General features: G+C 66.6%; 23 protein-coding genes. 16 read left to right on the top strand and 7 right to left on the bottom strand.

Going from position 1 to position 25168, the window contains the following annotated elements; all coding sequences use genetic code 11:
• The first annotated feature begins 64 nt into the window (after positions 1-64).
• Complete coding sequence (locus GNT64_RS19660; RefSeq protein WP_156681049.1) at positions 65-1873, top strand: ParB/RepB/Spo0J family partition protein; 1809 nt, start codon at positions 65-67, stop codon at positions 1871-1873.
• A gap of 138 nt (positions 1874-2011) precedes the next feature.
• On the opposite strand, the gene GNT64_RS19665 is transcribed toward GNT64_RS19660, so the two are convergent.
• Both GNT64_RS19665 and GNT64_RS19670 read right to left on the bottom strand, forming a co-directional pair.
• Positions 2012-2224 (bottom strand): hypothetical protein, encoded by a 213-nt coding sequence (locus GNT64_RS19665; protein ID WP_156681050.1) that lies wholly within the window; start codon positions 2222-2224, stop codon positions 2012-2014.
• A 68-nt stretch (positions 2225-2292) separates the two neighbouring features.
• Entirely contained in the window at positions 2293-2712 is a 420-nt protein-coding gene (locus GNT64_RS19670; protein WP_156681051.1) for a thermonuclease family protein, read from the bottom strand.
• Between the two features lie 348 nt (positions 2713-3060).
• Here GNT64_RS19670 and GNT64_RS19675 point away from each other — a divergent pair, with 348 nt between their 5' ends.
• The 6 genes from GNT64_RS19675 to rlxS all read left to right on the top strand — a co-directional run bounded on the left by GNT64_RS19675 (position 3061) and on the right by rlxS (position 7923).
• Entirely contained in the window at positions 3061-3360 is a 300-nt protein-coding gene (locus tag GNT64_RS19675; RefSeq protein WP_156681052.1) for a DUF736 domain-containing protein, read from the top strand.
• Positions 3361-3692: 332 nt separating this feature from the next.
• Positions 3693-3926: a helix-turn-helix domain-containing protein gene (locus tag GNT64_RS19680; protein ID WP_156681053.1), complete on the top strand. Its 234-nt coding sequence runs from the start codon at positions 3693-3695 to the stop codon at positions 3924-3926.
• Positions 3919-4503 (top strand): S26 family signal peptidase, encoded by a 585-nt coding sequence (locus GNT64_RS19685; protein WP_422396605.1) that lies wholly within the window; start codon positions 3919-3921, stop codon positions 4501-4503. Before GNT64_RS19680 ends, GNT64_RS19685 begins: the two co-directional genes overlap by 8 nt.
• A complete protein-coding gene (locus GNT64_RS19690; protein WP_156681055.1) occupies positions 4491-5099 on the top strand; it encodes a lytic transglycosylase domain-containing protein in 609 nt (202 codons plus the stop codon). The genes GNT64_RS19685 and GNT64_RS19690 overlap by 13 nt, the downstream gene beginning before the upstream one ends.
• A gap of 212 nt (positions 5100-5311) precedes the next feature.
• The gene (locus tag GNT64_RS19695) at positions 5312-5674 is read left to right on the top strand and encodes a hypothetical protein (protein WP_231639114.1); all 363 of its coding nucleotides are present in this window, start codon (positions 5312-5314) and stop codon (positions 5672-5674) included.
• Between the two features lie 272 nt (positions 5675-5946).
• A complete protein-coding gene (rlxS, locus tag GNT64_RS19700; RefSeq protein WP_156681057.1) occupies positions 5947-7923 on the top strand; it encodes a relaxase/mobilization nuclease RlxS in 1977 nt (658 codons plus the stop codon).
• Between the two features lie 253 nt (positions 7924-8176).
• On the opposite strand, the gene GNT64_RS21675 is transcribed toward rlxS, so the two are convergent.
• Together GNT64_RS21675 and GNT64_RS19705 are read right to left on the bottom strand one after the other, a co-directional pair.
• A complete protein-coding gene (locus GNT64_RS21675) occupies positions 8177-8353 on the bottom strand; it encodes a glutathione S-transferase family protein (RefSeq protein ID WP_197277129.1) in 177 nt (58 codons plus the stop codon).
• 26 nt (positions 8354-8379) lie between these two features.
• On the bottom strand, positions 8380-8802 hold the full coding sequence (locus tag GNT64_RS19705) for a glutathione S-transferase family protein (RefSeq protein WP_197277130.1): 423 nt from the start codon (positions 8800-8802) through the stop codon (positions 8380-8382).
• A 215-nt stretch (positions 8803-9017) separates the two neighbouring features.
• Here GNT64_RS19705 and GNT64_RS19710 point away from each other — a divergent pair, with 215 nt between their 5' ends.
• The 8 genes from GNT64_RS19710 to GNT64_RS19745 all read left to right on the top strand — a co-directional run bounded on the left by GNT64_RS19710 (position 9018) and on the right by GNT64_RS19745 (position 17644).
• A complete protein-coding gene (locus GNT64_RS19710; protein WP_156681058.1) occupies positions 9018-9506 on the top strand; it encodes a helix-turn-helix transcriptional regulator in 489 nt (162 codons plus the stop codon).
• Between the two features lie 25 nt (positions 9507-9531).
• Positions 9532-9936: a VOC family protein gene (locus GNT64_RS19715; RefSeq protein ID WP_156681059.1), complete on the top strand. Its 405-nt coding sequence runs from the start codon at positions 9532-9534 to the stop codon at positions 9934-9936.
• A complete protein-coding gene (locus GNT64_RS19720) occupies positions 9936-10241 on the top strand; it encodes a hypothetical protein (protein WP_197277131.1) in 306 nt (101 codons plus the stop codon). The genes GNT64_RS19715 and GNT64_RS19720 overlap by 1 nt, the downstream gene beginning before the upstream one ends.
• Positions 10238-10618: a DUF1801 domain-containing protein gene (locus GNT64_RS19725; RefSeq protein WP_156681060.1), complete on the top strand. Its 381-nt coding sequence runs from the start codon at positions 10238-10240 to the stop codon at positions 10616-10618. The genes GNT64_RS19720 and GNT64_RS19725 overlap by 4 nt, the downstream gene beginning before the upstream one ends.
• A 485-nt stretch (positions 10619-11103) precedes the next feature.
• A complete protein-coding gene (locus GNT64_RS19730; RefSeq protein ID WP_156681061.1) occupies positions 11104-11988 on the top strand; it encodes an AraC family transcriptional regulator in 885 nt (294 codons plus the stop codon).
• 412 nt (positions 11989-12400) lie between these two features.
• Entirely contained in the window at positions 12401-12793 is a 393-nt protein-coding gene (locus GNT64_RS19735; RefSeq protein WP_197277133.1) for a TfoX/Sxy family protein, read from the top strand.
• Between the two features lie 133 nt (positions 12794-12926).
• Positions 12927-14180: a metallophosphoesterase family protein gene (locus GNT64_RS19740; RefSeq protein ID WP_156681062.1), complete on the top strand. Its 1254-nt coding sequence runs from the start codon at positions 12927-12929 to the stop codon at positions 14178-14180.
• The gene (locus GNT64_RS19745) at positions 14180-17644 is read left to right on the top strand and encodes a YhaN family protein (protein ID WP_156681063.1); all 3465 of its coding nucleotides are present in this window, start codon (positions 14180-14182) and stop codon (positions 17642-17644) included. The genes GNT64_RS19740 and GNT64_RS19745 overlap by 1 nt, the downstream gene beginning before the upstream one ends.
• A gap of 35 nt (positions 17645-17679) precedes the next feature.
• On the opposite strand, the gene GNT64_RS19750 is transcribed toward GNT64_RS19745, so the two are convergent.
• From GNT64_RS19750 to GNT64_RS19760, 3 genes are read right to left on the bottom strand one after another with little or no spacing between them, the layout of a single operon-like run.
• Positions 17680-17832 (bottom strand): hypothetical protein, encoded by a 153-nt coding sequence (locus GNT64_RS19750; RefSeq protein WP_156681064.1) that lies wholly within the window; start codon positions 17830-17832, stop codon positions 17680-17682.
• A 47-nt stretch (positions 17833-17879) separates the two neighbouring features.
• Positions 17880-18806 carry a DUF4238 domain-containing protein gene (locus GNT64_RS19755; protein ID WP_197277134.1) on the bottom strand — a complete coding sequence of 309 codons (927 nt, stop codon included), beginning with the start codon at positions 18804-18806 and terminating at the stop codon, positions 17880-17882.
• Complete coding sequence (locus GNT64_RS19760) at positions 18803-22582, bottom strand: ATP-binding protein (protein WP_156681066.1); 3780 nt, start codon at positions 22580-22582, stop codon at positions 18803-18805. Before GNT64_RS19760 ends, GNT64_RS19755 begins: the two co-directional genes overlap by 4 nt.
• 363 nt (positions 22583-22945) lie before the next feature.
• On the opposite strand from GNT64_RS19760, the gene GNT64_RS19765 reads away from it, so the two are divergent.
• Entirely contained in the window at positions 22946-25006 is a 2061-nt protein-coding gene (locus GNT64_RS19765; protein ID WP_197277135.1) for a hybrid sensor histidine kinase/response regulator, read from the top strand.
• Positions 25007-25168: the final 162 nt, after the last annotated feature.

The following is a 25168-nucleotide window of genomic DNA, read 5'->3' on the forward strand; positions in this document are numbered from 1 at the left end:
TGAGTAGCCGGTCCGCCGACCCCGGAAAGAGTGACGGACCGGCACTCCCGAAGGAGTGAAAAGCATGAAACTCGACTTTATCGACCTTGGCAAGCTGTCGGTCAGCAAGGTCAACATGCGCTATGCGAAGAAGGCCCCGGACGTGTCCGACATCCTTCCCACCGTGCGCAAGCGCGGCGTTCTCGTGCCCTTGATCGTCCGGCCCAATTGCAGTCCCGGCGCCTTCGAGATCGTCGCGGGCGCGCGGCGCTTCACCGCCGCCAAGATCGTGGCGGAGGAAAAAGGCGACGCCGAGCCTCAAGAAACCATGTTGCCCTGCGCCATCCTTGAGGACGGTGACGACGCCGACGCCATCGAGGCGTCGATGATCGAGAACATGGCCCGACTGGACGCCGACGAGGTCACCCAATGGGAGAACTTCGTCCGTCTGGCGAAGGAAGGCCGCACCATCGAGGATATATCCGCGACCTTCGGGCTGCCCGACCTGATGGTCCGGCGCGTCCTCGCGCTCGGCAACCTCATGCCACGCATCCGCGATCTCTACCGCAAGGAGAAGATCGACGCGGCGACCGTGCGGCATCTCACCCTCGCCAGCAAAAGTCAGCAACGTGCGTGGCTGACTTTGTTCGACGACCCCGACGCCTATGTTCCGACCGGGCGGCAACTGAAGTCGTGGCTGTTCGGCGGGCAGGAAATCAGCACCGACAAGGCGCTGTTCGCGCTGGACGTCTACAAGGGCCAGATTATCGGTGACCTGTTCGGCAAGGAGCAGTTCTTTGCCGATAGCGATGCGTTCTGGACCGCGCAGAACGCCTTGATCGCGGCGCGCAGCGAGGCTTATCTCGAGGCCGGATGGTCGGACGTGGTGGTTGTTCCGCCCGACACCCATTTTCACGTCTACGAGCTGACCAAGGCCCCGAAGCGCAAGGGCGGGCGCGTCTATATCGACGCGCGCGCCAGCGGCGAGGTGACGTTCCACGAGGGTTATCTGACCGCCAAGGAGGCGAAGCGGCTCGAACGCGGCGACATGCCGGACAGCGCCGCCAAGTCCACGCGGCCCGAGGTGACGAGCACGATGCAGACCTATATCGACCTGCATCGCCATGCCGCCGTGCGCGCCGCGTTGACCGGCCATCCCAAGGTTGCGCTGCGCTTGATGGTGGCGCACGCCATCGTCGGCTCGCATCTGTGGAGCGTGAAGCCCGAGCCGCAGACCGCACGGCAAGCGGAGGTGCGCGAGAGCTTCGAGACGTGCCGGGGCGAGGCCGACTTTGACGAGAACCGCCGCGCCGTTCTGGCGCTGCTCGACTTCTCGGCCGAGGAACCCACGGTGACCGGCGGCAACGGCGACGACTATAGTCTGGCGGGCGTATTCCTGCGCTTGCTCGACCTGCCCGACCGTGCGGTGATGGACGTGATCGCCGTCGTCATGGGCGAGACGTTGGCCGCTGGCAGCGCCGCCGTCGAGGCGGTGGGGATGACCATCGGCATCGACATCGCGTCCTACTGGCGAGCCGACGATGCGTTCTTCGAGCTTCTTCGCGACAAGGAGGTGCTGATTCGGATCGTCGCCGAGGTGGCGGGCGAAACGGTCGCCGCCGCCAACGCGAACGAAAAGGGCAAGGCCTTGAAGCGCATCGTCGCCGACCATCTGGCGGGTGAGAATGGCCGGACGAAGGTCGACAAGTGGGTGCCGCGCTGGATGGCGTTCCCGCCATCAGCCTACACGACGCGCGGCGGCGTCGGGACGGTCAAGGCTTATGCCAAGGTCGAAGCGGCGCGGCCTCCCGAGCTTGACCCCACCAGCCCCGGTCCTGTGCTGGCGCTGCCCGCGCCCGAGCCGGATCACCAGTCGGTGCCGCTCGCGGCGTGACGACAAGGCGGGCGGCGGCGTCGCCGCCGCCCGTTTCCTCCTCTATTTTCTTTTGCGCCGCCGCTCGTCATCGACGCGAAAATCGCGCCGCGTGGCCTCCGCCTTCAGGCGTCGGCCACGCGGCGAGCGATCCCAGGCTTAGACGTTGAGGCTCTCGCCGAGCGCGGCCTCGATCATCATGCGCCACGCAGCAACATCAGCTCCGGCCGGAGCCGCAGAGCGGATGGCGTCGAGTAGCGCGCGCGCCTGCGGCACATAGCTCTGCCACATCGGCGCGCCCTCGAACCTGATGTTCTCGGCATGTCCGTCAAACTTGCAGAGCGCGCGGGCAGCTCGTTCGATCGTCTTCATGGGATGATGACCGTCGCTGAATGGGGCACCCTCAACCTAGTCTCTGACGATGCCCGATCAACCCGAAATCAAGACGCGTGCCCGCACCAGACCGGCTTTGGACGACCGCGCGGCCAGCGTGCCGCGACGCCGATGCGAACCAGCTCGGTGCCGAGGTCATGGCCGTCGAGAATGACGGTGGCGACGGTGCGGTTATAGCTGCGGCCGACGCGATGGAAGGTCACGTCGCGCCCTGCAAGCAGCGCCGTGGCGCGGCCCTTCGCGCGCAGGCCGAGCGTCACCTCGCCTGCGCATCTGGCCTGGTCGCGGTGCGTTTCCGGGGCATCTATCCCTGCGATCCTGATACGCTCTCCGCCTACCAGCCGGAACGTGTCACCGTCCGTCACCCAGGCCACGCGGCCCGAACCGTCATCGCCGGGTTGGGCGGCGATCGGCGCTGCCGCCGTCGTGGCGGCAAGGGAGAGGATCGAAAGAAAAACGCGGCGCATGGTAGCGATTATCGCCCCGCAGGAAGTCAATTGTCGAGGCTGGACCGCATCTGTCGCCAACCTCCAGCATATCGACCGCCGCCCTGAACGGACCTCTCTCTCGGCGGGTCTGGCGGGGTCGGCCGGTTCCGCAACGGCGTCGCCGACCTTCTTCCCCGGCTTGGTTCCCTCGCCTTCCTCGCGAGGCAAGAAGCCCGGCTTTGGCCGTCCTCCGCTGCGCTTCGGCCCCCACCCATCGCGCGAGCGCGACGGGACCCCAAGCTGGGTGCGGGACCGTCCTCCGCCCGCCTGATCGACCGCCTGTCGAGGCCGCATCGGGCGGCGTCGCATCACTTGAAGGAGGTTATCATGGCACAGATTGGCAGCTTCACCCGCGGCGACAACGGCGTCTACACCGGCGAGATCCGGACCCTGACGCTTCGCGTCAAGGCGACGATCCGCCCCTGCGAGCGCGACAACGAGAAGGCCCCCGACCACCGCGTCAGCGCCGGCGGGACCGAATTCGGAGCTGCCTGGACTAAGGCGGCGCGCGAGACCGGCGCGGAGTATCTAAGCCTCAAGCTCGACGATCCGTCGTTCCCGGCGCCGATCTACGCGACGCTCAGCCAGGGCGACGACGGCGAGCATAAGCTCATCTGGTCGCGCTGAACCGGGAGCCCCGCGCGCCACCACGCGCGGGGCACGAGCGGTGAGCCGGATTGCCATAGCTTGCGAGAGACCTGCAGGCGGAGCGTCTGTACCGCCCAATTTGTGTCGCATTGGGATCAAAAAGCCCGTGCCATCCGGCATGGCCCGCATCGCTTTTCCCGATCCAACCGAACCCCCGCGCGCTGCGGTGCGCGGGGGATTTCCTCCCTCCGTGCGGGGGTGTGTCGAAAACGGGGGCGGCGATTCCGACACTCCCCGGCCGGTGTCGCGCCCGTCATTCCCGGGGCCGCCGACGGCAGCTTCGCCGCCGTTTCGATGCACCGGAAAGCCAGATGGACAGCGACGACGACATTTCCCGCGCGAACCGCGCGAAGCGCGGCTCCCCCTATCTCAATACCGACCAGGCGGCAGCCTATCTGAAGTTCTCGAGCCGCCTGTTGAAGCGGTTGCGGCGCGCTGGGAAAGGCCCGGCATTCCGTCTCCACAGCCGCTTCGTCCAATATCATATCGACGATCTCGACGCCTGGTCGAAGGCCCAGTCGATGGGAGGGGCCGACCATGAATAGGCGCTCCCATCGCGGCACGGGAATGCCGTTGCTCGACTGGGGCGACCAGCTCCGCGCCGAGAAACAGCGCCGCCGCGTCGTCGGCCGCCGCGTAGCCGCGATCGGCATCGGCATCGCCCTGGTCGGCCTGACCATCGCCATTCCACCGGCCCCGCGCCTGGTGTGGAACGCGAGCGCCAGTGCGCCGATCGGCCTCTATTCGGTGACCCCTGGTGCGTCGGTCGACACCGGCGACATGGTCATCGCGCGGGTGCCCGATCCCTGGCGGACGCTCGCCGCGAAGCGTCGCTACATTCCCGCCAACGTGCCTCTGGTGAAGCATGTCGCCGCGGCGGCAGGGGATGAGGTCTGCGCGCTTGGGGCGCAGGTTTTCGTCAACGGCAGGCTGCTGGCAAGCCGGCGCGTTGCCGATGCCGCCGGCCATCCAATGCCGTGGTGGAGCGGGTGCGTCAGGCTGCGCGAACGCCAGCTCTTCCTGCTGATGTCGGACAGTCCTGCATCGTTCGACGGCCGCTATTTCGGGGTGACCGAAGGCGGACTGGTCGTCGGCAAGGCGCGGCTTCTATGGGCGCGCTGACCCGGCTGATCCCGGCCGTGCTGCTGCTGATCGCCACGCCGGCCCGGGCCGACGAGGTCGATCGTTGGCGGCCGATGATCGAGGAAGCGTCGGTGCGGTTCAGCATCCCGACGAGCTGGATCGAACGCGTGATGCGGGCCGAGAGCCGGGGTCTCACGATGCTCAACGGGCGGCCGATCCGCAGCCGCGCTGGCGCGATCGGGCTCATGCAGCTCATGCCGGCGACCTGGGCCGAGATGCGGTCGCGCCTCGCCCTCGGCACCGATCCCGACGATCCGCGCGACAACATCCTCGCGGGGACCTTCTTCCTGCGCCTGATGTATGACCGCTTCGGCTATCCCGGATTGTTCGGCGCCTATAATGCCGGGCCGGGCGCCTATGCCGGTTATCTGGCGGGCACGAGACGGCTTCCCGGCGAAACGATAGCCTATCTCGGATCAGTGGCTGGTGCGCCGCAGGCAACTTCTCTGCCGCCGCAGTCGTCGGCGCCTCCGTCGCTCTTCGTCGTGCGCCGCGAAGTCTCTACCGATCGATCCTCCGACGTAGCGAGTGAGCCGCAGGGCTTGCTGTTCGCGGTTCAAAAGGTCGGTCCATGATCGCGGGCGTTGGAGGGGCTCGTCTCGACAAGCCCAGCATGACGGCTGGCGGAGCGGCTCTCAAGGCCCGCGGGCGCCCCCCAATTTGCTCCGCAAATCGGTTCCCCCCACGTCCGCTTCGCGGCGCTCCGCGTTGCTCCGCGGCCCTGACAGCCGCTCCGCCACCCGTCTTCTTCACGATGTTCTCGATGAGGAGAACAGAAGCGAAGGGGATGATCATGGGCATGTTTCAACCCATTTCGGCGGCGTCAGATCGCGTGATGGCGGCACTGGTTTCGGGACTGGAAGTCGAGTTTGGCCACGGTGCCGGGGAGGCTCTGGCGCATCGGTTTCTGAAGGCCGAGGAGACCGATTTCTTATGGGAAGCACGAGATGAGGAGCGCTGGATCGGCACTTATGAGAGCATGGACGAGGATGAATTCGACCTGGATCGGGTTCGGATCGTCGGGCGACTGGATGGCAAGTGGTTCGTCGCGGTGATGATCGTCGATGGCGATGGACACCCGCACGGTCTGATGGGGAAGCGCGAATTCGGACGGCAGCACGAGGCATTGACGGCGTTCGCGGATGCCTGACTGTCGCATCATTTCACGCCGGGTCGCGGTGCCAGATCGGCATCGTGGCCCGGCTATCTTTTTGAGCCGAGGGGAAGGAGATCAGGGAGAGGAAGAGAAAAGCGAAAGCAAGAGAAAGGCAATGTCCCGTGGACATCGCTAAGTGGTTGTCTGCACATCGCTTTTTCCAGAGACATCGCGCCGCTAGCGCGAGACAGTTTTGTTGAGAATGGCGGAAAACCGCCATCCCTCCGCCTTCCCGGCGAGACTCTGCCTTTCCGTCGGCCACTCCGATGAGCGACGATGACGAGTTCAAGCCGCGGGTCGGCAAGCCGCGCCACCAGAGCGGCAAGAAGGCCCGCCGCTATCTCGGCCGCGTGATCGGCGCGGCGATCCGATCGGCGGAGAAGGGTGCGGTGCGCAGCCGCCGGTTCGACGGCAGCCGGATCGGACGCGGCGCGAGCATGGGACGGTTGCTGTCGAGCCGCGATCGGTTCGGTGGGATGCGTGCCCGTCGCGCGGTCGTGAAGACCCGCCTGGTCCGTATCGGCAGCAAAGGGATGCCGGCAGCGCGCGCCCACCTACGCTACATCCAGCGCGACGGCGTCACGCGCGAAGGCAATCCCGGCGAGCTATACTCGGCTGATCGCGACGCCGCCGACGGCAAGGTATTCGTCAACCGGTGCGACGGCGACCGTCACCAGTTCCGCTTCATCGTCTCGGCCGAGGACGGCTCGGAATATCCCGACCTCAAACCCTTCACGCGCCGGCTGATGGCGCAGATGGAAGCCGACCTCGGCACGAGGCTCGATTGGGTCGCGGTCGATCATTTCAATACCGCCCATCCGCATACCCACATCATGCTCCGGGGGGTCGATGATACCGGCCACAATCTGATCATCGCCCGCGAGTATATATCGCACGGTATTCGCAAACGCGCCGCCGAACTGGTGACCCTCGATCTCGGCCCGCGCACCGATCAGGAAATTGAGGCGCGGTTACGCCACGACATTGGCGAAGAGCGAGTGACGGCGATCGACCGCCGTCTGATCAGGTCGATGGATGCCGATCGGCTGGTCGTATCGGCCGATCGGGACGCGTTCCAGCAGTCGCTGCGCGCCGGTCGGTTACAGAAGCTCGCCAGCATGGGCCTGGCCGACAACGTCGGCGGTGGCCGCTGGCAACTCGCCGAGGATCTCGCAGGCACGCTGCGCGTGCTCGGCGAGCGCGGTGACATCATCCGCACGATGCAGCGCGAATTGTCGGCCTGGAAGCTGGAGCGGCCGTGGGTTGGTCGCTCGATGTTCGGGGGCGGTGACATTGACCCGGAGCCGATCGTTGGCCGCGTCCTCGGCCGCGGTCTCGCCGACGAGCATCGTGACCGCCATTATCTGCTGGTCGACGGGGTCGATGGTCATGCCCATTACGTCGACATCGGACGTGGCGATGCGGTCGCACCGATCCCGGAGGGCGCGATCGTCCGCATCGCCGCCCGAACCCTGGAAGTGCGCGATGCCGACCGCGTCGTTGCCGAGGTCGCCGCCGCCAATGGCGGGCGCTACTCGACCGACCTGCATCTGAGGCATGATCCGTCGGCGACGCAGGCGTACGCCGAAACCCATGTTCGCAGGCTTGAAGCAATGCGGCGAGCCGGTGTCGGCGTCGAACGTGATCCGGACGGAAGCTGGACCATCGCGCCCGACCACGTCGACCGGGCCGCAGCCTATGAAGCGCGACGCCACCGCGATCAGCCTGTCGAAGTAGCGACGCTGTCGTCGAGACCGATCGATCAGCTTCCCGGCGCCGACGCTGCCACCTGGATCGACCGCGAGCTGGCGTCGAACACGCCGATACCGATCCGCGATGCCGGTTTTGGGCGGGAGGTTCGCGCTGCGATGGCGGCGCGTCGACAATGGCTGGTCGAGCAGCAACTTGCTGACGGCAATGGTGACAGAATTCGGTTGCGCGCCAATGCGATCATGATGCTCCACCGCCGTGAACTGCTCCGCGAAGGCAAGGCGATGTCGAGCGAGACCGGCAAGGCGTTCGTCGAATCCAAGGTTGGTGATCGGATCGAGGGCACGGTAACCCGCAGACTGGAGCTCGCCGGCGGTCGCTTCGCGGTGGTCGAAAAGTCGAGGGAATTCACATTGGTGCCGTGGCGGCCGGTGCTGGAAAATCAGATCGGCAAGACAGCCTCCGGCATCATGCGCGCTGATGGCGTGAGCTGGCGGCTCGGGCGTGGGAGATTGGGGCCGGAGATTTCATAATAATGTGCGGCCCGCTGGACCTTGTGGACTTTCCGGATTCAAGGCCGAGCCGGCAATAGACTGCCGTTGCGCTCGGCACATCCGCAGCGTCGTGTAGCCCAGGAGCCGCCGTTCGCACTGCCGAGCGGCTCTCCGAATCTGACGCTGGATCATCAAGAGCATAGGTCATTGCGGCGTGCCGAGCCGGCCGGTCGGAACCACCTGGACGGCGATATGGCGAGACGGCCGCGGACAATGTGCACCAGTCGCTCGTCTAGGCTGCCACGCCTTCATGCGAGCGGTTCATGGCGCGCTTGTAGGCGTCGCGAGCCGTGGTGCGGGCAAGGTAGGCCTGTTCGGCGTCGCCGAGGACGAACCCGGCGTGGTTCGCGCCCAGGTTCAGCGCGTAGGTGACCGAGATGTCAGCGGCCGTGAACCTGTCGCCGGCCATGTAGGGCGCACCCGCGAGCTGCCGCCTCACGAGCAGCAGCCGTCGCTCGACGCACGCGCGCGCCCAGCGGGCACCCCAATTATCCGCTCCGCCTCGGGCGCGATGAAGCCGCTCACCAGCGGCACCATCATCAACGTCGCCAAGCCCGCTTCGCCCATATGGAGAAACTGCTGATAGGTCGGGAAGGCCGCATCGTCGGGCGACGGCTGCAGCGGCGTGGGCCCGTAGCGGCCCATCAGATACTCCATGATCGCCACGGACTCGACCATGGTGACGTCGCCGTCCTGGATCGCGGGCAGGAAGTCGCCGGGATTGACGGCGAGCCACGCCTGGTCCTTCTCCGCGGCCAGCATGTCCACCTGCCGCACGCGGTAGGGCAGGCCCATCTCCTCCAACACCCAGACGGCCCGGATCGATCGCGAGGTCTGTCCGCCCCATACGGTGATCATCGTTTTGGTTCTCCATCCGAGAGTAATGCTTTTTGCGCATCGCCTCTGCATGAGCCTAGCCACAGAAGTAGACCAGAGCAGCAGCAAAGGTGTTTGGCGGCGCATCCATGCACACCAGTCGAACGGCGGCTGCAATCGGAGCTACCGCTCAAGTCCCCCCGCGCTCCCCTTCGAACCCGTAAACGGATATAGCAGCGACCCCAGCAAAACAAACGATGACAGGTCTGCTTCGGCATGAAGGGCACTTGGAAAAGATGAGTCAGGACGTGTCGCTTCTCCGCCGGCTGCTGCGTGCGAGGGACCGCATGGACGCTGCCTCGCACGAGCAGTGGCCGGTCCGCAGGCTCGCTGCCGTAAGCGGCGCTTCCGAAGCGCACTTCGCCCGATCGTTCAAAGCCGCCTTCGGCGTGCCGCCCCACCGTTACTTGCTCTCCCGCCGTATCGAGCGGGCGAAGGCGCTGCTGCGCGACACGGACCTGCCAATCATCGACATCGCCTTCCGGACCGGGTGGGAGAGCCTGGGCACGTTCGGTCGCGTCTTCCGCGACATCACCGGCGAGAACCCGACGGACATGCGCGCTCGCGAGCGGACCGGGACCCACCAGCTCGAGGAGGTGCCGCACTGCTTCGTGAGCGCCGCGCACCGGCCCAATCTCACAATCGCAGTTTCGGAGAAGAGGCGTCGTGACGAGGCGGATAGGTGAAAGCCATCACGACAGGAGGATAGCCATGGAACAGGGTGTGGGGGTCGCGGGCATCTACGTGCGCGATCAGGATGAGGCGGTCGAGTTCTACGTCGGCAGGCTGGGCTTCGAGGTACACACGGACGCGCGCAACGGCGGCTACCGCTGGCTGACAGTGCGGCACCCGGACCAGCCCACCTTCCAACTCGGGCTGTTCAGACCACAGCCGCCGACGGTGGACGAGGTCACGGCTCGCACGCTCGACGAGGCCGTTGCCAAGGGCGCTATGCCGCCGCTCGTCATGGTGGTCCCGGACTGCCGCGCCGCCCACGAGCGCTTCGCCGTCGCGGGTGTCGAGTTCACGCAGGAGCCGATTGCCCGCTTCGGCTCCGTCGATGCCAGCTTCCGGGATCCGTCCGGGAACGGCTGGAAGCTGGTGGAGGCGCGCTGATGGGGGCGGAGTTCTTCTCGATCACGCCGCAACCGGCGCCCGACCCCGGCACCCGCACCCGCAGGCGGAACGGCATGGGACCGCGCCCCCGGCAGGTGCATCGCTGGATGTCCATCGTCTTCACCCTGACCGTGGTCGCGAACTTCGCGGCGATGACACGCGGCCCGGTGCCGGCTGGCATCACCTACTCGCCGCTGCCGCCGCTGCTCTTCCTGACGGTCACCGGGCTCTACATGTTCGCGCGCCAATACGGTTTCGGGCGTCGGCGCCCCGCCCTCACGCCAATCGAAAGGCTAATCGGATGATCGATCCCGTGGACGCAAAGATCGCGAGCCTGAACGATTGGCGGGGCGCTCTGCTCACGCGAATCCGCAGGCTCTTGAAGGACGCCGTTCCAGGAGTCGTCGAGGAGGTAAAGTGGCGCAAGCCGAGCAACCCGCTCGGCGTGCCAACATGGTCTCACGCCGGCATCATCTGCACCGGCGAGAGCTACAAGGACAAGGTAAAGCTGACCTTTCCCAAGGGGAGCGCGCTGAGCGACCCGCATGGCCTGTTCAACGCCAGCATGACCGGCGTTCGCCGCGCGCTCGACATCCGCGAAGATGACGAGCTGAATGAAACGGCGCTGCAGGATCTCGTTCGCGAAGCCGCAGCGATGAATGCGGCTACCGTCCGACGCTGATCATCTGCAGCTCGTCCGACAGATCATCGCTAAGGCGAGGCGACCGAAACCTAGACGTTCAGGGCCACCGGCAGAAGGTCGAGGCCGTTCGAGAAGCCCATCCACACCTTCAGCGGGTCAGGAGCGACACCATAGGGGTTGATGCGTCCAGTCATGTCGGCAGTCCTTTCGTGGGGATCTGCAGGCATGACGAGACAGCACACCGCTTTGTGACACCGCATCTGATTATCTTTTTCAGTGAGGGCGTCCCCGTCGACACAGAAGCAGACATTCATCGCCGCTTTGCAGGCTCCTCGAAACAGGCTCTCGTTCCACCAGTCGTTGCAGGCGCGTGGCGCACGCGATCGCGCTTCCAGGATGCTCACCAATGGGCGTGATGCGAGAATGAGATGCCATCCAGCAGGGAAGCGGACGTTCTCCAAACAGCAAGATCGGTCGAGCACGTCTTGGCCTGAGTAGTTAGTTGGTGCTGCCACGGGGATACGATGACAGCAGCGATCGACCACTATCAGGCGCGGATGCAGCGGGTGTTGGACTATATAGACCAACACCTCAGCGATGACCTGGATCTGGAAACGGTAAGCGGTGTCGCCGCCTTTTCCAAGTTCCATTTCCAGCGGCAGTTCACGGCGACGTTCGGATTGTCCCTGCACCGGTACGTGCAGCTGGCCCGGCTGAAGCGCGCCTCGCGCCAACTGGCGGCAGAGCGCGGCCGGCGTGTCACGGACATCGCGCTGGAGGCCGGATACGAGGCGCCAGATGCCTTCGCACGGGCCTTTCGGGCGCGGTTTCGTCAATCGCCTTCGTCGTTCCGGAAGTCGCCCGATTGGGCGCCGTGGCTCGCGGCCTTCGGGCCCTTAAACAACGCGAGGAGCAAGCTCATGAAGATCTACTACGAAGCCGAAGACGTGACCATCCGCGACGTGCCGCAAACGCCGGTAGCTATCCTCGAGCATCGCGGCGATAGGGCAACCTTGGGCGACACATTCGAGCGGTTCATTGCCTGGCGGAAGGCCTCCGGCTTGTCGCCCGACAAGAACCCCACCTTCAACATCTTTCGATCCGAGCGCACACCCGCCAACCCGGCCGACTACAGCATGGATCTATGTGTCGGAACCGACCAGCCGATCGACCCAAACGACCCCGTGATGAAATCAGGCGTGATCCCTGCGGGGCGCTGCGCAGTGCTGCGCGTCGTCCACAACACCCAAAATCTGGAGGCACCAGCGCTCTTCCTCTACCGCGACTGGCTTCCGGCGAGCGGCGAGGAGGTGAGGGACTTCCCGCTCTTTGGCCGGCGATACTTCTCCTACTTTCCTGACGCGCCGGTTCAGGATGTCGTCGTGGAACTGTATCTACCCCTAAAGTAAAAGGAACGGCTCAACGGCAAAAGCACTCTTCGGGTGGTCAGCCCCGCTCTGGTGGCATCCCTCCTGCGAGAGCGCCCGCGGAAGGCTCTGAGTCGGAGGGCGGGGCCCAAAGTTCGTGACGGGTCGAGGAGCAGCAGGCCTCCGAACATCGTCATAATGCTCCCAGACGACGTACCACGCTGGCGCCAGTCAGCTAGCCGCCGCAGCCGTAAGACCCTACTTCTGATAATTCAGCGCACCCAGACCCTCCCCGAAGCAGCCGCTTGTTAAGTGCGGATGGCGACGCGAACGGCGGACGGGTTGTTGTCTGGGGCGACGTTCGTCTGTTACGCTGGGCCATGGCCACGCAGCAACGCACGATTGATTATCTGATCAAACAGGCGACTAGCGCAGGCACAGTGTCGGCCAACCGATGTTTGGCGAATACGGCGTGTACGTCGACGGCAAGATGATCGGGTCGGTCTGCGACGATCAGCTTTTTGTGAAACCGACGGCATCGGGCCGCGTCCATGCCGAACCGGTGTCGGACGCACCCCCCTATCCGGGTGCCAAACCGCAAATGCTGATAGAGGCCGACCGATGGGACGATGCCGAATGGCTCAGCGAACTGCTGCGCGTCACGGCGGCCGAGCTGCCGGCAGCCAAGCCGCGGAACCGAAGCGGGGCACGTAAGCAGCCGCGGCGGAACGACCCATTCCCAGACGTTCGCGTAGCGACTCACGCTTCCCAACTTCCGCTATTCGTTCACTGCAGCCAAACGAATATTCTCGCGCAGGGCATTTGGGAGCTGAAGGGCACGACCTAGTGTACCGCGCATAAGGCCGGTTCCGAACGCTCCCGCTCCTGTTGTGGGCATCGAAGCGGCCCCGCTGACCGCCACAGGACCGTGAGCGCGAGATCGCGTTCCAATTCAATGGGCCAGAGGCTAGTCTCGCTGAATGGTAGCCGACTTCAGCTTCATCCATGCGGCCGACGTTCATCTCGACAGTCCACTTGCTGGCCTGGCGGCGAAGGACGAGGCCTTTTCGCAGCTGGTGCGCGGCGCGACGAGGCGCGCCTTGGCAAACGTCATCGACCTGGCAATCGCGGAAGGCGTGAGTTTCGTCGTGATCGCCGGCGATCTCTACGATGGGACGTGGAAGGACCACGCGACGGGGCAGTTCGCCGTTGCGCAGCTCGCCCGTCTGACGAGGGCCGGAATCCGCGCCTTCATTGCATTCGGCAACCACGACGCGGAGAGCCGCGTCACCCGCCACCTCACCATGCCGGATGGCGTGTATTCGTTCTCGAACCGCAAGTGCGAGACCGTCGACCTGCCGGAGCTCGGCGTTGCGATCCATGGCCGGAGCTACAAGGAGGCGGCGACGTTCGAGAACATCGCGTCGACCTACTGTCCGCCGACGAAGGGTCGGCTCAACCTGGCGATCCTGCACACCGCCCTCGAGGGCGCTGAAGGTCACGCGCGGTATGCGCCCTGCAGCGTCGACGAATTGCGCGCGGCGGGCCACGACTACTGGGCGCTGGGGCATGTGCACGAGGCGTCGATCCGATCGACCGATCCGCACATCGTGTTTCCCGGAAACACGCAGGGTCGCCACGTCCGCGAGACCGGAGCCAAGGGGGCGATGATCGTGCGGGTGGAGGACGGCGTCGTCCGCAGCGTCGAGCCTCGCGCGTGCGACGAGGTGCGATGGGCGCGGGCATCGATCGACGCGGGCGGTGCACGCGACATGACCGAGCTCCTGTCGGGAGTCTCAGAGGTGCTGCGGGGGTCGATCGCCGATGCCGGCGACCGACCCACCGCGACGCGACTGAACGTGACGGCCGCCGGGCCTCTGCGCAACGCGCTCCTCTCGAATCCCGACTGGTTCTCCGCGGAGGTGCGGGCCCAGGCGTCCGCCGTCTCGGACTCGCTGTGGCTGGAGAAGATCCGGATCGAGGCGCCGCTCGTCGATGCGCCGGTCAGGCTGCCCCCCGAGATCTCTGATCTGCTGGCGGAGGCGCTTGACGACCCCGACTGCGCGAAGGCGATCGACGCCGCGATCGCGCCGCTGCTCGGCAAGCTGCCTTCCGACATCGGCGATGCCGACACGTCGCCGCTCCTCGCGGCCGCCAGGGCCCGCGACGTCAGGGCGCTGATCGGCGATGCGCGGAGCAGGGTCGCTGCGCGCTTCGAAGGCGAGGCCGACTGATGCGCTTCAGGACGCTGGAGCTCGTGCGCTACGGGGCCTTCGCGGACCGGGTGGTCGACTTCGGCGACGGGACAGTCGATCTCCATCTCGTCGTCGGCCGCAACGAGGCAGGCAAGTCGACGATGCTCCAGGCGGTCGGAGACTTCCTGTTCGGTCTCCATTCCCAGAGCACGCAGAACTGGCGGTACGACTATGGGGCGCTCGGCATCCGGGCGGTGATCGAGCACGAGGGCCGGACGATCGAGCTCACGCGGCGCAAGGGCAACAAGAACACGTTGCTGCGTCCGGACGGGAGCGCGGCGCCCGACGACACCGTCTCCACGATGCTGGGCGGAATGGATCGCACGTCGTTCGAGCGCATGTTCGGCCTCGACCACCGGAAGCTCCGCGAAGGTGGGCAGGCGATCCTGGATGGCCGCGACGACGCGGCGCGCGTGGTGCTCGAGGCGGGGACCGGCCTCAGCGGGATCGGAACGGAGCTGAAGCGCCTAGACGGCGAGGCCGCCAGGCTGTTCAAGCCGAGCGCGCAGAACCCGCTGGTCAACCGTCTCATGCGCGAGCGCGAGGAGGCGAGGTCCGAAGTCCGCAATGCGGCGCTGACCGAGTCCGACTGGAAGGCGGTCCAGGAGAAGCTGGCGGCCGCGACGGGCCGACGGGCCCAGCTCCTGGACGAGGCTCGTGGGCTTGCGGCCCGTTCCGCGATGCTGGAACGCCTGACCAGGGTGCGGCCCTCTCTCGCCCGGCTGGCCGCCGTGGAGGACGAACTGGCGTCCCTAGGAGAGGTCGCCATCCTCCCGGAGGACACGGCGTCCCGTCTGGCGACCGCCGTTTCCAACCGCAAGACCGCCGAAGCGCTCAGCGTACAGCACCGGAGCGCGCGAGACAGAGCCAGGGAGGCGACATCCGCCGTCACGGTTGACACGCTTCTGTTGTCGCACGGCGATCGCGTGGCCGAACTTGAGGAACGCCGTCCGGTCGTGGAGAACGCGATCCGCGACCTCGAGCTGCGTCGCGCGGACCTGGACCGGGTAGATGCCTCGATCGGCGCCGCGCGTGCCGAAGCCGGGCTTCCGGTCGACGCGCCGCTTCCGGGCGCCGGCTGGGTGGAGAGGGCGCGGCGACACCTGGACAACGTCCGCCTTCTCGATGCGGAGGAGGGCCGGCTCGAGATCGCCCGTTCGGAGCTGACCGTCAGATTGAGCCGTCTTCCGACCACGGACGCGGCGGCCGGCGGTGTGGATACAGCACCGCTAAGGGCGGCCGTCGCGGCGGTGCCCGGCGATCATTCCGCGCGGCTGCGCGATGCCGAGGACCGCCTCAAGCAGGCCGCCGGTCGCCTCGGACCGGCACGGGCGGCGCTCGCGCCCTGGCGCGGCGAGCCGTCCGATCTCCCCACCCTCGCGCTTCCTCCCGAGGCCGTCGTCACCGAGCACGCCGAGGAGATCGATGCGGCGCGGCGCGGTATCGCGGCGGCCGAAGCTGAGATCGTCACGGCGGAGAAGCGGGCGATAGAATCATCGGCTGATGTGGACCGCCTGGTGGGTGCTGGCGACCTTCCGACGCCCGAAGCGGTGGCGGCCTCGAGGTCGACTCGCGATGGCTTCATGAACGAGGTGCGCCATCGTCTGGCCGGCGAACGACGGCTCGACGATGGCGGCGTCGCAGACGATCTCGCAGCGGCGATCGGTTCCGCCGACGCTCTGGCGGACCGTCGCGACGCGGACTCGGCCCGCGTCGCGCAGCATGCGATCGCATCCGCGGATCTCGCGAAGGCCCGCAACCTTCGCCAGGAAGCGGCGGACCGACTTACGGCCGCGACCGGAGCGTTGACCGCGGCGCAGACGCGATGGGCCGAGACGCTCCGCCCTCTGGGCTTCGACGGCGCCCTTCCACCGACGGGCATGGCCGCATGGCGCGCCGAGCGCGAGCGGACCATGACCATTCTCGCCGACGCCGAAGCGGCCGAGCACGCCCTCGCCCGCCAGCGTGAGGAGGGTACGGCGTTTGCTGAGGCGCTCGTCGACGCGTTACGGGTTGTCGGCGTGCAGACGGCCGAGCCGACGCTCGCCGGGCTTCTTCCCGTCGCCCGGCGCACGTTGGAGAAGCTGGAGGCGGAGGCCAGGGATGCCGAACGCGGCACGATGCAGCGCCAGGCTCTGGCTACTGCGTCCGAGGACCTCGAACGGGACGAAGCTCGGCTGGCGGCGGGAAGGCGCGCCGCCGCCGAGGTGTCGGGCGCCCTGCTCTCCGAGGCCGCGCTGCCGGCCGGCGGCGGGGACGTGACGCTGATCGACGCCGTCGCGGCGATGGAGACGATCGGCGGACAGAGTGGCGCAAGGGCCGGTCTCGCCAGACAGGTGTCCGGCATGGAGCGCGACATCGCGGCGTTCGAACGGGAGGTGTCGTCCCTCCTCGGCGATCTTCAGCGGCCGGCGGGCGAGTCCCCGCAGATGGTCCGCGCCCTGGCGGCGGAACTTCGAATCGCCGTCGCGGCCGATGCGGAGCTCGGACGGCAGGAGAAGCTCGCGGAGGAGGCGGCGGAAGCTCTTCGTCAGGTCGGGGGAGGCGTGGCGGCGGCCGACGAGGAGATCTCGGAGCTGATGCGGGCGGCCGGGGTCGGAGCGATCGAGCTGCTCGAGACCGCCATCGCCTCCTCGTCCCGGGTCGTCGCGCTTCGGGGGACGGGGGATACGTTGGCGACCGAGCTGGCGTCGCTCGGGGACGGGATCGCGCTCGACGCGCTTCGGGAGGAGACCGCAGCCATAGGGCCCGACGAGGTCGCGGCTGAACTCGAGGGTATCGCCGAACGCCGGAGTGCTCTCGAATCCGAGCGGGAGGCGGTGGGGCGTGAGCTCGCCGAGGCCGAGGCCGCGACCAGGGCCGCCTCGACCGCGGCGGCTGCGGCCGAGGCCCAGCAACGCTTCGTGGACGCCTCCGCCCTTCTGGCGGACGCCGCCGAGGAGCACGTCGGAACCGTCGCGACGGCCGCGCTTCTCCGGTGGGTGGTCGAGCGCAACCGTGCGTCCCGGCAGGCCCCCCTAATGCAGCGCGCGTCCGAGATCTTCTCGAACGTCACGCGAGACGCGTTCACCGGCCTGGCGCTCCGCTATTCCGACAACGACGAGCCGACCATCCGAGCGCTGCGGTCGACGGGAGACCCGGTAGGCGTGGAGGGCCTTTCCGAAGGCACTAGGGATCAGCTCTACCTGGCGCTTCGTCTGGCCTCGATCCGCGACCGTGCCGGCGTCGCGCTCCCGCTGATCTGCGACGACCTTCTGATCACCGCCGACGATGCACGGTCGGCAGCGATGCTCGAGGTGCTGGCGGCTGCGTCCACCTTCAATCAGGTGGTATTATTCACGCACCACGAGCACATCGTCGAGGTCGCTCGACGTGCGATCGGTGAAACCGCATTCCGACTGCATCGTCTGGAGCCGGTGGATTTCGCCACCCGGGCGGCCTGATCCCTGGTCCCGAGGTCGATCGTCGGCTGCGACCGTCAGCCTTGCGCCTGCTGGGCCTTCGGCGCCTCCTCCGGATAGGAACCAATTCGGACGCTCGGTTTGACCCAGTTCTGGCCGTTCGGCAGCCACCATCGCCTTCCCAGCTTCGGACACTGGTTCATCTTCAAAAAGGCGACGACGGAGCGCATCCTGACGGCGACATTGTCTCGACGGATAGAACCTGACTCCATTACCCTCAGTCCGAGGCTCGTACCGGCCCGGCGTCTTCTGCATACTTGTGGGCCAAACCGGCGATCAACGTGACGTGCTCCTCGGTTCCGAAATTGGCCTCGACGAAGGCCCGTTGCGATAGATCGGTCGCGCCGACGTACTCGGTCGCCCGCCGGACCACCGCCCGGTTGGCACGGTGGACGAATTCGTTGCGGGGCATCGCCATCATGGTCGTCGCCAGCGTGGGCTGCTGAACCGCGCAGAACATCCGGCGCGGCGCGATCGGCATCGTCAAGTAGCCGGCCTTCGTGAAGATTCCGGGTCCCATCTGGAGCAGCACGTCCGAGACCAGCAGGTCGTGTCCACCGTCGATGTCGCGCACGAACCAGTGCATGTTGTTCAGACGGTGCCCGTTCTTCGGGTCGTCCATCATCTTCATCATCAGCTCGAGCGCGGCCTGCTCGGCGAAGTGGGGGTTGAGCTCCGCGACGGCCTCGCTGAACATGCCGGGGAAGCCGTCCTTCTTGAGCGCCTCATACTTGGCCGCGATGTCCGGATCGTCCTTCGACAGCAGCGTCGCCATCGCCTGCTTGAAGTAGCCAACACCCTCGGGAGTCCGGAACCACTGCGACATGATGAACCGGCTCCAGGCGCTCCGCTGCTTCTGCGGCATGGCGATCTTGCCGGCGAGGATTAGCTTGTGCGCACCGGCCGCCTGCTCGTCGAGCGCCGACATGAACTTCTGCTCGATCACCTGCATCGTTTCGGGCGATGCGCCCGGGATCGCGTAGAGGTGCTTCTCGTAGCCGATCTCCGCGGTCGCCACGCGCTTCCTGGCGATCTTGCCGGGATGCGGACTGGTGAAGCGCCACAGCTTGCCATCTTCGCCCGTCCACCCGCTCAGCAGGAACTGCGGCGTGTAGTGGTGCTTCACGGGCGGATTGCCGCTCATTCGAAGAGGCTGTTGTCCGCCGCCTCGCGCTCGTCCCAGCGCGCGATGTTGGCCTCGATGCGCTCCCCAGCAGCGGCTGCCCATTCCCTGACCGCGGCATTGTCGTGCTTCGCCATCGCCGCCACCAGCGGCCGCCTACGCACGAAGCGCAACGAGAAGGGTCCGCTGCCGCCGCCGGAGAAGAAGCGGCCCTCGTAGGTGAGCAGGACGGCCACCGGGTCCGGGCTCAAGGCGAGTAGCTCCAGTGCGATGGGAGACCAGTCGAGGCTGGTGCCGTCGGCATGCTTGGTCGAATAGGGGATGAAAAAGGCCAGCTTCACGGCGCGTTCGGCTGGTGCCTCGCGGACCCAGTCGAACAGGACCTTCTCGTCGAGCGTTATCTCGCCCGGCTCGAAGTCCTCGTCGTTGCGACGCCAGTCGCCGAAGAACCGGCCGATCAGGTGGTCGTTGTCGGACTTGGCGAGGATCTCGTCGAGGACGACGCGCGGATGATGGCGCATGATGGTGGAACAGATCTTGCCGAAGTCCGGGTAGGCATGGGGGTGGCGCTGCTCGGCGGCGCGCATCGCCCGGCAGATGCGCTTGGCGGCCTCTTCCCCGCCGTCGCCGCGCAACGCCACCTTGGCGATGACGTCGATGCCGTGGTCCTGTCGCGCCGTCTCGGAGGTGTAGATGCGAGGGTCGGCGAGCATGTCCCGCCCGAGTTCGATGAGGGCTGGATCAACCTCGCGTCCGTCACTGCGATCGCCGAAGATGCGCATGTGCAGCACCTGGAGGGCCGGTAGCACGCCCTCGTCGAGGGCGAACAGTTCACGCAGGAACCTTGCCAGCGTCGCTCCCTCGATGGGCTTGGTCACGCTCCCCATCATCAGCAGGGCGAAACGGTCCGGCGCGGTCGTGCCGTCGGCCAGGGCGCGGCGGAAGCGCTCTACCGCGGCTTCGTCGAGCGGCACGGCGGTCTGCAGCTCGACCAGATGCTCGCCGAGCAACGGATCCTTCACGACGGCGTCCAGCTTGCCGGTGACCCATTCGGGATCGCGGGCCTTGGCGCCGCGGAGAATGCCGTCGAGGACCGCCGGAGTGCGCTCCCGCACCGGAAGCGCCTCGAAGGCGCGATAGGCCTGTTGCCAAAGGCCCTCCAGATCGCCGGTCGTCCGGGCGAGCCCAGCGCCGAACGACGCCGAGCTGTTGGCGCCGCTCCGCCGGGTCGCGCGTTCGAGGTAGGGGCTGACGTCCGAACCCTGCCGAATGAGACAGCGACCCGTAGCGCGCGCGAGCAGTCCGACATTGCGGATCGAGGATTTCTCGCGTCCGCTGGGGTGCCAGTGCCGCCAAGGCTCGCCCATGACGAAGGCCTCGAAGAGATCGTTGACCGAGCGGGGTCGGAGGTCACGCTCGAGCGCAATCAGTAACGCCCGTCCCGTGTCCCCGTCGCCGCGCTGCGCGAAGTGCAGGGCGTCGTTGACGTCGCGCCAGCCTGCCTCCCAGAACCCGTTCCCGCGCACCTGCCGCATGGCATCCATCGCTAGGCCGGAGAAGCCGACAGAGACCTGCTCGCGAAAGTGCTGGGACACGATCTCGCGCGCCCGCTCCGCCGGCTGACCCGCTCCTCGCGCCACCCTGACGAGGCGGTCGTAGGCGGCCTTGAACCACGGTTCGTAGCCGTCGCCGTTGTAGGGCCGCCATTCCGTCAGCAGCGCCCGTGCGCCGAACTCCAGGTTCAGTGACGAGTTGAAGTGGCCGGAGTCGAGCATGTGGTCCAGCGCCTCGACCCCGAGCAGGACGACGTCCTCATCGGGATTAGCGAGCATGGCGTCCAGCGTCGGCAGCCGCTGCGCCTGCGTCGCCAGCGTGAACGAGAGGATCGGCCAGAAGCGCTCCAGAAGATGGCCGCGCGCGCGCAGTTCCTCTCGGACGTCGCCGTCAGCACGCGCGAACTCGACGAGAACGGCGACGGCGCGCGCGAAGAAGCGTGCGTCGTGTGCGATCAGCACGAGCAGCTGTGCGTAGTCCCGACGCCGCTCGTCGGGAATCAGCAGCTTCGCGCGGTCCGGGCCGGTCAGCTCGCGCTCGATCGCCGCCAGCGCCGATCCCGGGTCGGCGGGAGCGGCCCGGACGAACGCCTTGCTCATAAGATCGCCGAGCGACGCGGGTCGTCCGAGAGGACCGCCTGCATCGAAGAGGAGCCGCGCGATCTCGACTGCGGCGGGTTCGTCATGCAGCTGACCGATGCGACGAGCGAAGGAGCCGAAGAGCCGCTCAGGACCGGCGACGAAGCGAGCCACGAGCATCGAGGGATCGCTCTGCCGTATGAACGGCGCCGCCAGCATGTTGGCGAGAGGCTGGGGCATCACAGCGCGCTGCGGGCCCCGCATTTGGGCGACGCCCCAGTCGAGGAAGATCGACACGTTGCGGTAGAAGGACTCGGGTGTGACCCCCGCCACCTCGGCGAGCACGGGATACTCGGCTTCGCGGCCCTCGTGCGCCTTCGCGTAGAAGGCGAAGACCAGGGATGCGGCGGCCGCGCAGTGCCTGGCGGAGCCGTCCATGTCCTTGCGACCGGCCTGGAAGAGTCGGTCGAGCAGCTCGTTGTCCTTCAGCTTCGACAGATCGACCTGCGGACCACTCGCCTCGGCGATCTTCAGCGCGATGCGCGCATTGCCGCCGGAGAACTCGGCGAGGTGCCGGCGCTCCGCCTCGCTCAGATCGGGAAAGCGCTGTGACAGCAGATCGCGCAGGACGGGCTCGCTGTTCTCGCCGAGCAGCACCAGCAGTCCCGCTGTGCCCTCTCCATCGACGTCGTAGTCTATGGTCAACACGCTCGCGCGGCTGTGATCCTGCTTCACGATCTGCGCCAACTGCCCGTGCAGGCGCTGGGCGCAGTTGTCGACGACGATCACCGCCTCGGTGCGGCTGGCCGTAATCTGCTCGGCGAGCAGCGCCGGGCTTATCGCGGGCCCGAGACCGGCATCGGCGTAGATCGCGCGCGTCGGCGGAAGGGCGGGCCCGGCGTCAAGGCGCTCGTCGAACAAGGCCTCGGCGAGCCTGGTCTTTCCCATCCCCGACAAGCCGATCAGGCGCACCGCTCCGCCGGGTCTCGTCAGCTCCGCCCGCATCCGCGCGACGGCTTCCCCCAGCGGAACGAAGGTGCCTCCGACATTTGCGCGACTGGTGTCATCTAGCAGGAACGCCGCATCGGGTGCGGTCGCCGCCGACCAATTCCCATGTGGTTGCCAGCCGCCCCGCGGACGCCCGAGAACACCGAGCAGCCAGGTCGCGATGCCCACGTGCTGGTTGGCCCAGCGCGCGATCTTGTCGGCACCATAGAAGTCGAGCGCGATCCGGTCGCCGGCGGGAACGTCGGACACCGCGGCGCGCATAGCCGCGATCCGAGAAGCGTATGCGGACGCGGACGGATCGTCGGTGGAGAAGATGACGTAAGCACCGCGCTTGCGCGCCAGCTCGGCAAAGATCTCGCGCGGCTTGTCCCCGGGACGCATCTCCTTGGCGATCTTGCCCGCGGCCATAGTCTCGGCCTTGGACTGGAAATAGATCGTCCGGCGCGGCAGCCACCCACCGGGTTCCGGCTTTGCTGTCCAGGCAACGGATCCGTCGACGCCACCATCGCCCGCCGTCTGGTTGCCGCCGACGGCGATGCCTGCTGGAGAGATGCCGACGGCTTTAGCCTCTGCCTCGAGCAGCCTTCGCAAAAATTCGCGAAGACGTTCGTCGGACAAGCCGGCGACGCATTCCTTTGTGATCTCGAACGGTCCCATCAGGCGCGCTGCACCCGCACAAAGTTTGTCACCGCGATCACGTCCCGCTCAATTTAATCTAAAGCCTCTGATGCGCTGTTACCGCAGTCGAGCGCGCCAGTATCAGCTTACCTATCGTTACTCTCTGAGGCATCGATAGAAATCGGGCGGGCCGATGCCGCTTAAGGGAGCCGCTTGGGTTCGACCCACTTCCGGCCGTTCGGGACGCCGCTGACGCTTCCCAGAACCTGCCTTTCATTCACCTGCGACAACGACGCGATCAACGCCTACCGTTCAGCTGCCGACAGCTTGTTTTTGCGCGATTATCCTAGCGAACAACGGTAGGGTCTCCCCTGCTCGGTCCACGTCCGGCTGCGCGGCAGGATGACGACGATCATGGGCAACATGCGATTTCTGGGAGCCAACGGCGAGGTCTCCGCTCTTATGCGGCAGCGCGACTGGGCCGCGACGCCGATCGGACATCCAGAAGGCTGGCCGCAGCCGCTGCGCACCACGCTGGGCCTGATGCTCGACAACGGCCACGGCATGTTCGTGGCCTGGGGACCGGAGCTGACCTTCTTCTACAACGACGCTTATGCTCCCTTCCTCGGGTCGCGGCATCCAACTGCGCTCGGCCATTCGTTCCCGGAGGTCTGGGCGGAGCTGTGGCCGGACCTTGCGCCGCTCGTTGACCGCACGCTCGCTGGGGAGACGATCTGGGAGGAGGAACGACTCCTTGTGATGACCCGCAACGGCTATCCCGAGGACACTTGGTTCAGCTTCTCGTATAGCCCCGTCCGGGACGAGGACGGCGAGGTCGCCGGCATGATCGGCGTCGTCAACGACATGACGGCCAACGTTCAGGCCGAACGTCGCGCCAAATCGGAGCGCGATCTGCTCACGACCGTGTTCGAAGCGACTGACACCTGCATCATGGTCGCTGATCTCGATTATGTCATCCTGGCGATCAACCCGGCCAATGCGGACGCGTTCGAGGCGGCCTATGGGATCAGGCCGAAAGCTGGCGACAACATGCTCGACCTCCTCAACGATCAGCCCGAACACCGCGAGGAGGTCCGGCTCGGATGGGGGCGAGGCCTCTCGGGCGAGGAGGTCACCTTCGTCCAGGAGTACGGCAATCCCGACCACAGTCGCGTAGCGTTCGAGATCAAGTTTCGCGCGCTGAGGAACGAAGTCGGCGAGCGGATCGGCGCCTACCAATTCGTGACCGACATCTCCGAGCGGATCCGGAGCGAGGGCCTGCTCGCCACAGCGCGGGAGCAGCTACGCCAGAGCCAGAAGCTGGAGGCGATCGGCCAGCTAACCGGCGGCGTCGCGCACGATTTCAACAACCTGCTCACTGTGATCCGCGGTTCGGTCGACCTGCTGCGCCGGGACAATCTGTCGCCGGACAAGCGCGCCCGCTACATCGATGCGATCGGCGACACCGCGGATCGTGCCGCCAAGCTCACCGGACAGCTGCTGGCGTTCGCGAGGCGGCAGGCGCTCAAGGCCGAGCTGTTCGACGCCGGCGTGTCGCTGGACGAGGTCGCCTCGATGATCCGGACCATGACCGGGTCGCGCATCGAGCTGGACATTTCGGTGCCCGACGCGCCGTTCTTCATCTCGGCGGACCGGAGCCAGTTCGATACCGCCATCGTCAACATGGGCATCAACGCCCGCGACGCGATGGGCGGCGAAGGCCGGCTGACCATCGCCACCGGGCCCGTATCCGGCATTCCCGCCATTCGGGGTCATGCCGCCGTTGCCGGTGACTTCGTGGCCGTCACCATCACCGACACCGGCAGCGGCATTCCGGCCTATGCGATTGATCGCATCTTCGAGCCCTTTTTCACCACGAAGGGCGTGGGCGAAGGAACGGGGTTGGGTCTCAGCCAGGTGATCGGCTTCGCCAAGCAGTCGGGCGGCGACATCCGGGTCGACAGCAGGCCCGGCGAAGGCACGACCTTCACACTCTACCTGCCCCGGGCCTATCCCGATGGTGCCGCAGCAAGCGATGAGCCTGCCGACGAGCGCGTCGATGGTGAGGGCGTATGCGTGCTGGTGGTGGAAGACAACGAGCAGGTCGGCGCCTTTGCGACCGCGGCGCTCAAGGAGCTCGGTTACGACACGATCCTGACGACCGACGGCCACGCCGCCCTGCGTCTGCTAAGCGACGACTGCTCACGGTTCCACGTCATCTTTTCCGATGTGGTGATGCCGGGCATGGGCGGGATCGAACTCGGCGCGGAGGTACGCCGCCTCTACCACGACATCCCGGTGATCCTCACCAGTGGTTACAGTCACGTGCTCGCTCAGAACGGGCAGCACGGGTTCGAGCTGCTGCACAAGCCGTATTCGGTGGAACAGCTGTCGCGAGTTCTGCGCAAGGCCGTTGCATGGCAAGCTCAGCGCCTAACGGCGCGGCGGAAATTGCCGACCTGAACGAAGCAGTAAACCAAGATTTTCTGCTCCGGCCTCGGAAGTCGCATTTTCGAAGCCGGGAGTTCGTTCACATAGGCTAATGCTCGAGCCCGTTCTGTCTTTAAAGACGTTGCGTTGGTTCAGTCGCTTTTCCGATCCTGGCGGAGCCCCTGCTTAGACGGA

Source organism: Sphingomonas profundi (assembly GCF_009739515.1).
In the GTDB taxonomy this organism is placed as follows: Bacteria; Pseudomonadota; Alphaproteobacteria; order Sphingomonadales; family Sphingomonadaceae; genus Alterirhizorhabdus; species Alterirhizorhabdus profundi.

What these genes read in the sequence shown, in the direction of transcription:
- GNT64_RS19685 (WP_422396605.1), top strand. Translation starts at nt 3,919, where the DNA reads ATGAATAGGCGCTCCCATCGCGGCACGGGAATGCCGTTGCTCGACTGG.
- GNT64_RS19750 (WP_156681064.1), bottom strand. Translation starts at nt 17,832, where the DNA reads ATGCGCTCCGTCGTCGCCTTTTTGAAGATGAACCAGTGTCCGAAGCTG.
- GNT64_RS19695 (WP_231639114.1), top strand. Translation starts at nt 5,312, where the DNA reads ATGATCATGGGCATGTTTCAACCCATTTCGGCGGCGTCAGATCGCGTG.
- GNT64_RS19745 (WP_156681063.1), top strand. Translation starts at nt 14,180, where the DNA reads ATGCGCTTCAGGACGCTGGAGCTCGTGCGCTACGGGGCCTTCGCGGAC.
- GNT64_RS19735 (WP_197277133.1), top strand. Translation starts at nt 12,401, where the DNA reads ATGTTTGGCGAATACGGCGTGTACGTCGACGGCAAGATGATCGGGTCG.
- GNT64_RS19680 (WP_156681053.1), top strand. Translation starts at nt 3,693, where the DNA reads ATGGACAGCGACGACGACATTTCCCGCGCGAACCGCGCGAAGCGCGGC.
- GNT64_RS19710 (WP_156681058.1), top strand. Translation starts at nt 9,018, where the DNA reads ATGACAGGTCTGCTTCGGCATGAAGGGCACTTGGAAAAGATGAGTCAG.
- GNT64_RS19730 (WP_156681061.1), top strand. Translation starts at nt 11,104, where the DNA reads ATGACAGCAGCGATCGACCACTATCAGGCGCGGATGCAGCGGGTGTTG.
- GNT64_RS19705 (WP_197277130.1), bottom strand. Translation starts at nt 8,802, where the DNA reads ATGATCACCGTATGGGGCGGACAGACCTCGCGATCGATCCGGGCCGTC.
- GNT64_RS19670 (WP_156681051.1), bottom strand. Translation starts at nt 2,712, where the DNA reads ATGCGCCGCGTTTTTCTTTCGATCCTCTCCCTTGCCGCCACGACGGCG.
- GNT64_RS19760 (WP_156681066.1), bottom strand. Translation starts at nt 22,582, where the DNA reads ATGGGACCGTTCGAGATCACAAAGGAATGCGTCGCCGGCTTGTCCGAC.
- rlxS (WP_156681057.1), top strand. Translation starts at nt 5,947, where the DNA reads ATGAGCGACGATGACGAGTTCAAGCCGCGGGTCGGCAAGCCGCGCCAC.
- GNT64_RS19675 (WP_156681052.1), top strand. Translation starts at nt 3,061, where the DNA reads ATGGCACAGATTGGCAGCTTCACCCGCGGCGACAACGGCGTCTACACC.
- GNT64_RS21675 (WP_197277129.1), bottom strand. Translation starts at nt 8,353, where the DNA reads ATGGCCGGCGACAGGTTCACGGCCGCTGACATCTCGGTCACCTACGCG.
- GNT64_RS19740 (WP_156681062.1), top strand. Translation starts at nt 12,927, where the DNA reads ATGGTAGCCGACTTCAGCTTCATCCATGCGGCCGACGTTCATCTCGAC.
- GNT64_RS19715 (WP_156681059.1), top strand. Translation starts at nt 9,532, where the DNA reads ATGGAACAGGGTGTGGGGGTCGCGGGCATCTACGTGCGCGATCAGGAT.
- GNT64_RS19665 (WP_156681050.1), bottom strand. Translation starts at nt 2,224, where the DNA reads ATGAAGACGATCGAACGAGCTGCCCGCGCGCTCTGCAAGTTTGACGGA.
- GNT64_RS19755 (WP_197277134.1), bottom strand. Translation starts at nt 18,806, where the DNA reads ATGAGCGGCAATCCGCCCGTGAAGCACCACTACACGCCGCAGTTCCTG.
- GNT64_RS19660 (WP_156681049.1), top strand. Translation starts at nt 65, where the DNA reads ATGAAACTCGACTTTATCGACCTTGGCAAGCTGTCGGTCAGCAAGGTC.
- GNT64_RS19690 (WP_156681055.1), top strand. Translation starts at nt 4,491, where the DNA reads ATGGGCGCGCTGACCCGGCTGATCCCGGCCGTGCTGCTGCTGATCGCC.
- GNT64_RS19765 (WP_197277135.1), top strand. Translation starts at nt 22,946, where the DNA reads ATGACGACGATCATGGGCAACATGCGATTTCTGGGAGCCAACGGCGAG.
- GNT64_RS19725 (WP_156681060.1), top strand. Translation starts at nt 10,238, where the DNA reads ATGATCGATCCCGTGGACGCAAAGATCGCGAGCCTGAACGATTGGCGG.
- GNT64_RS19720 (WP_197277131.1), top strand. Translation starts at nt 9,936, where the DNA reads ATGGGGGCGGAGTTCTTCTCGATCACGCCGCAACCGGCGCCCGACCCC.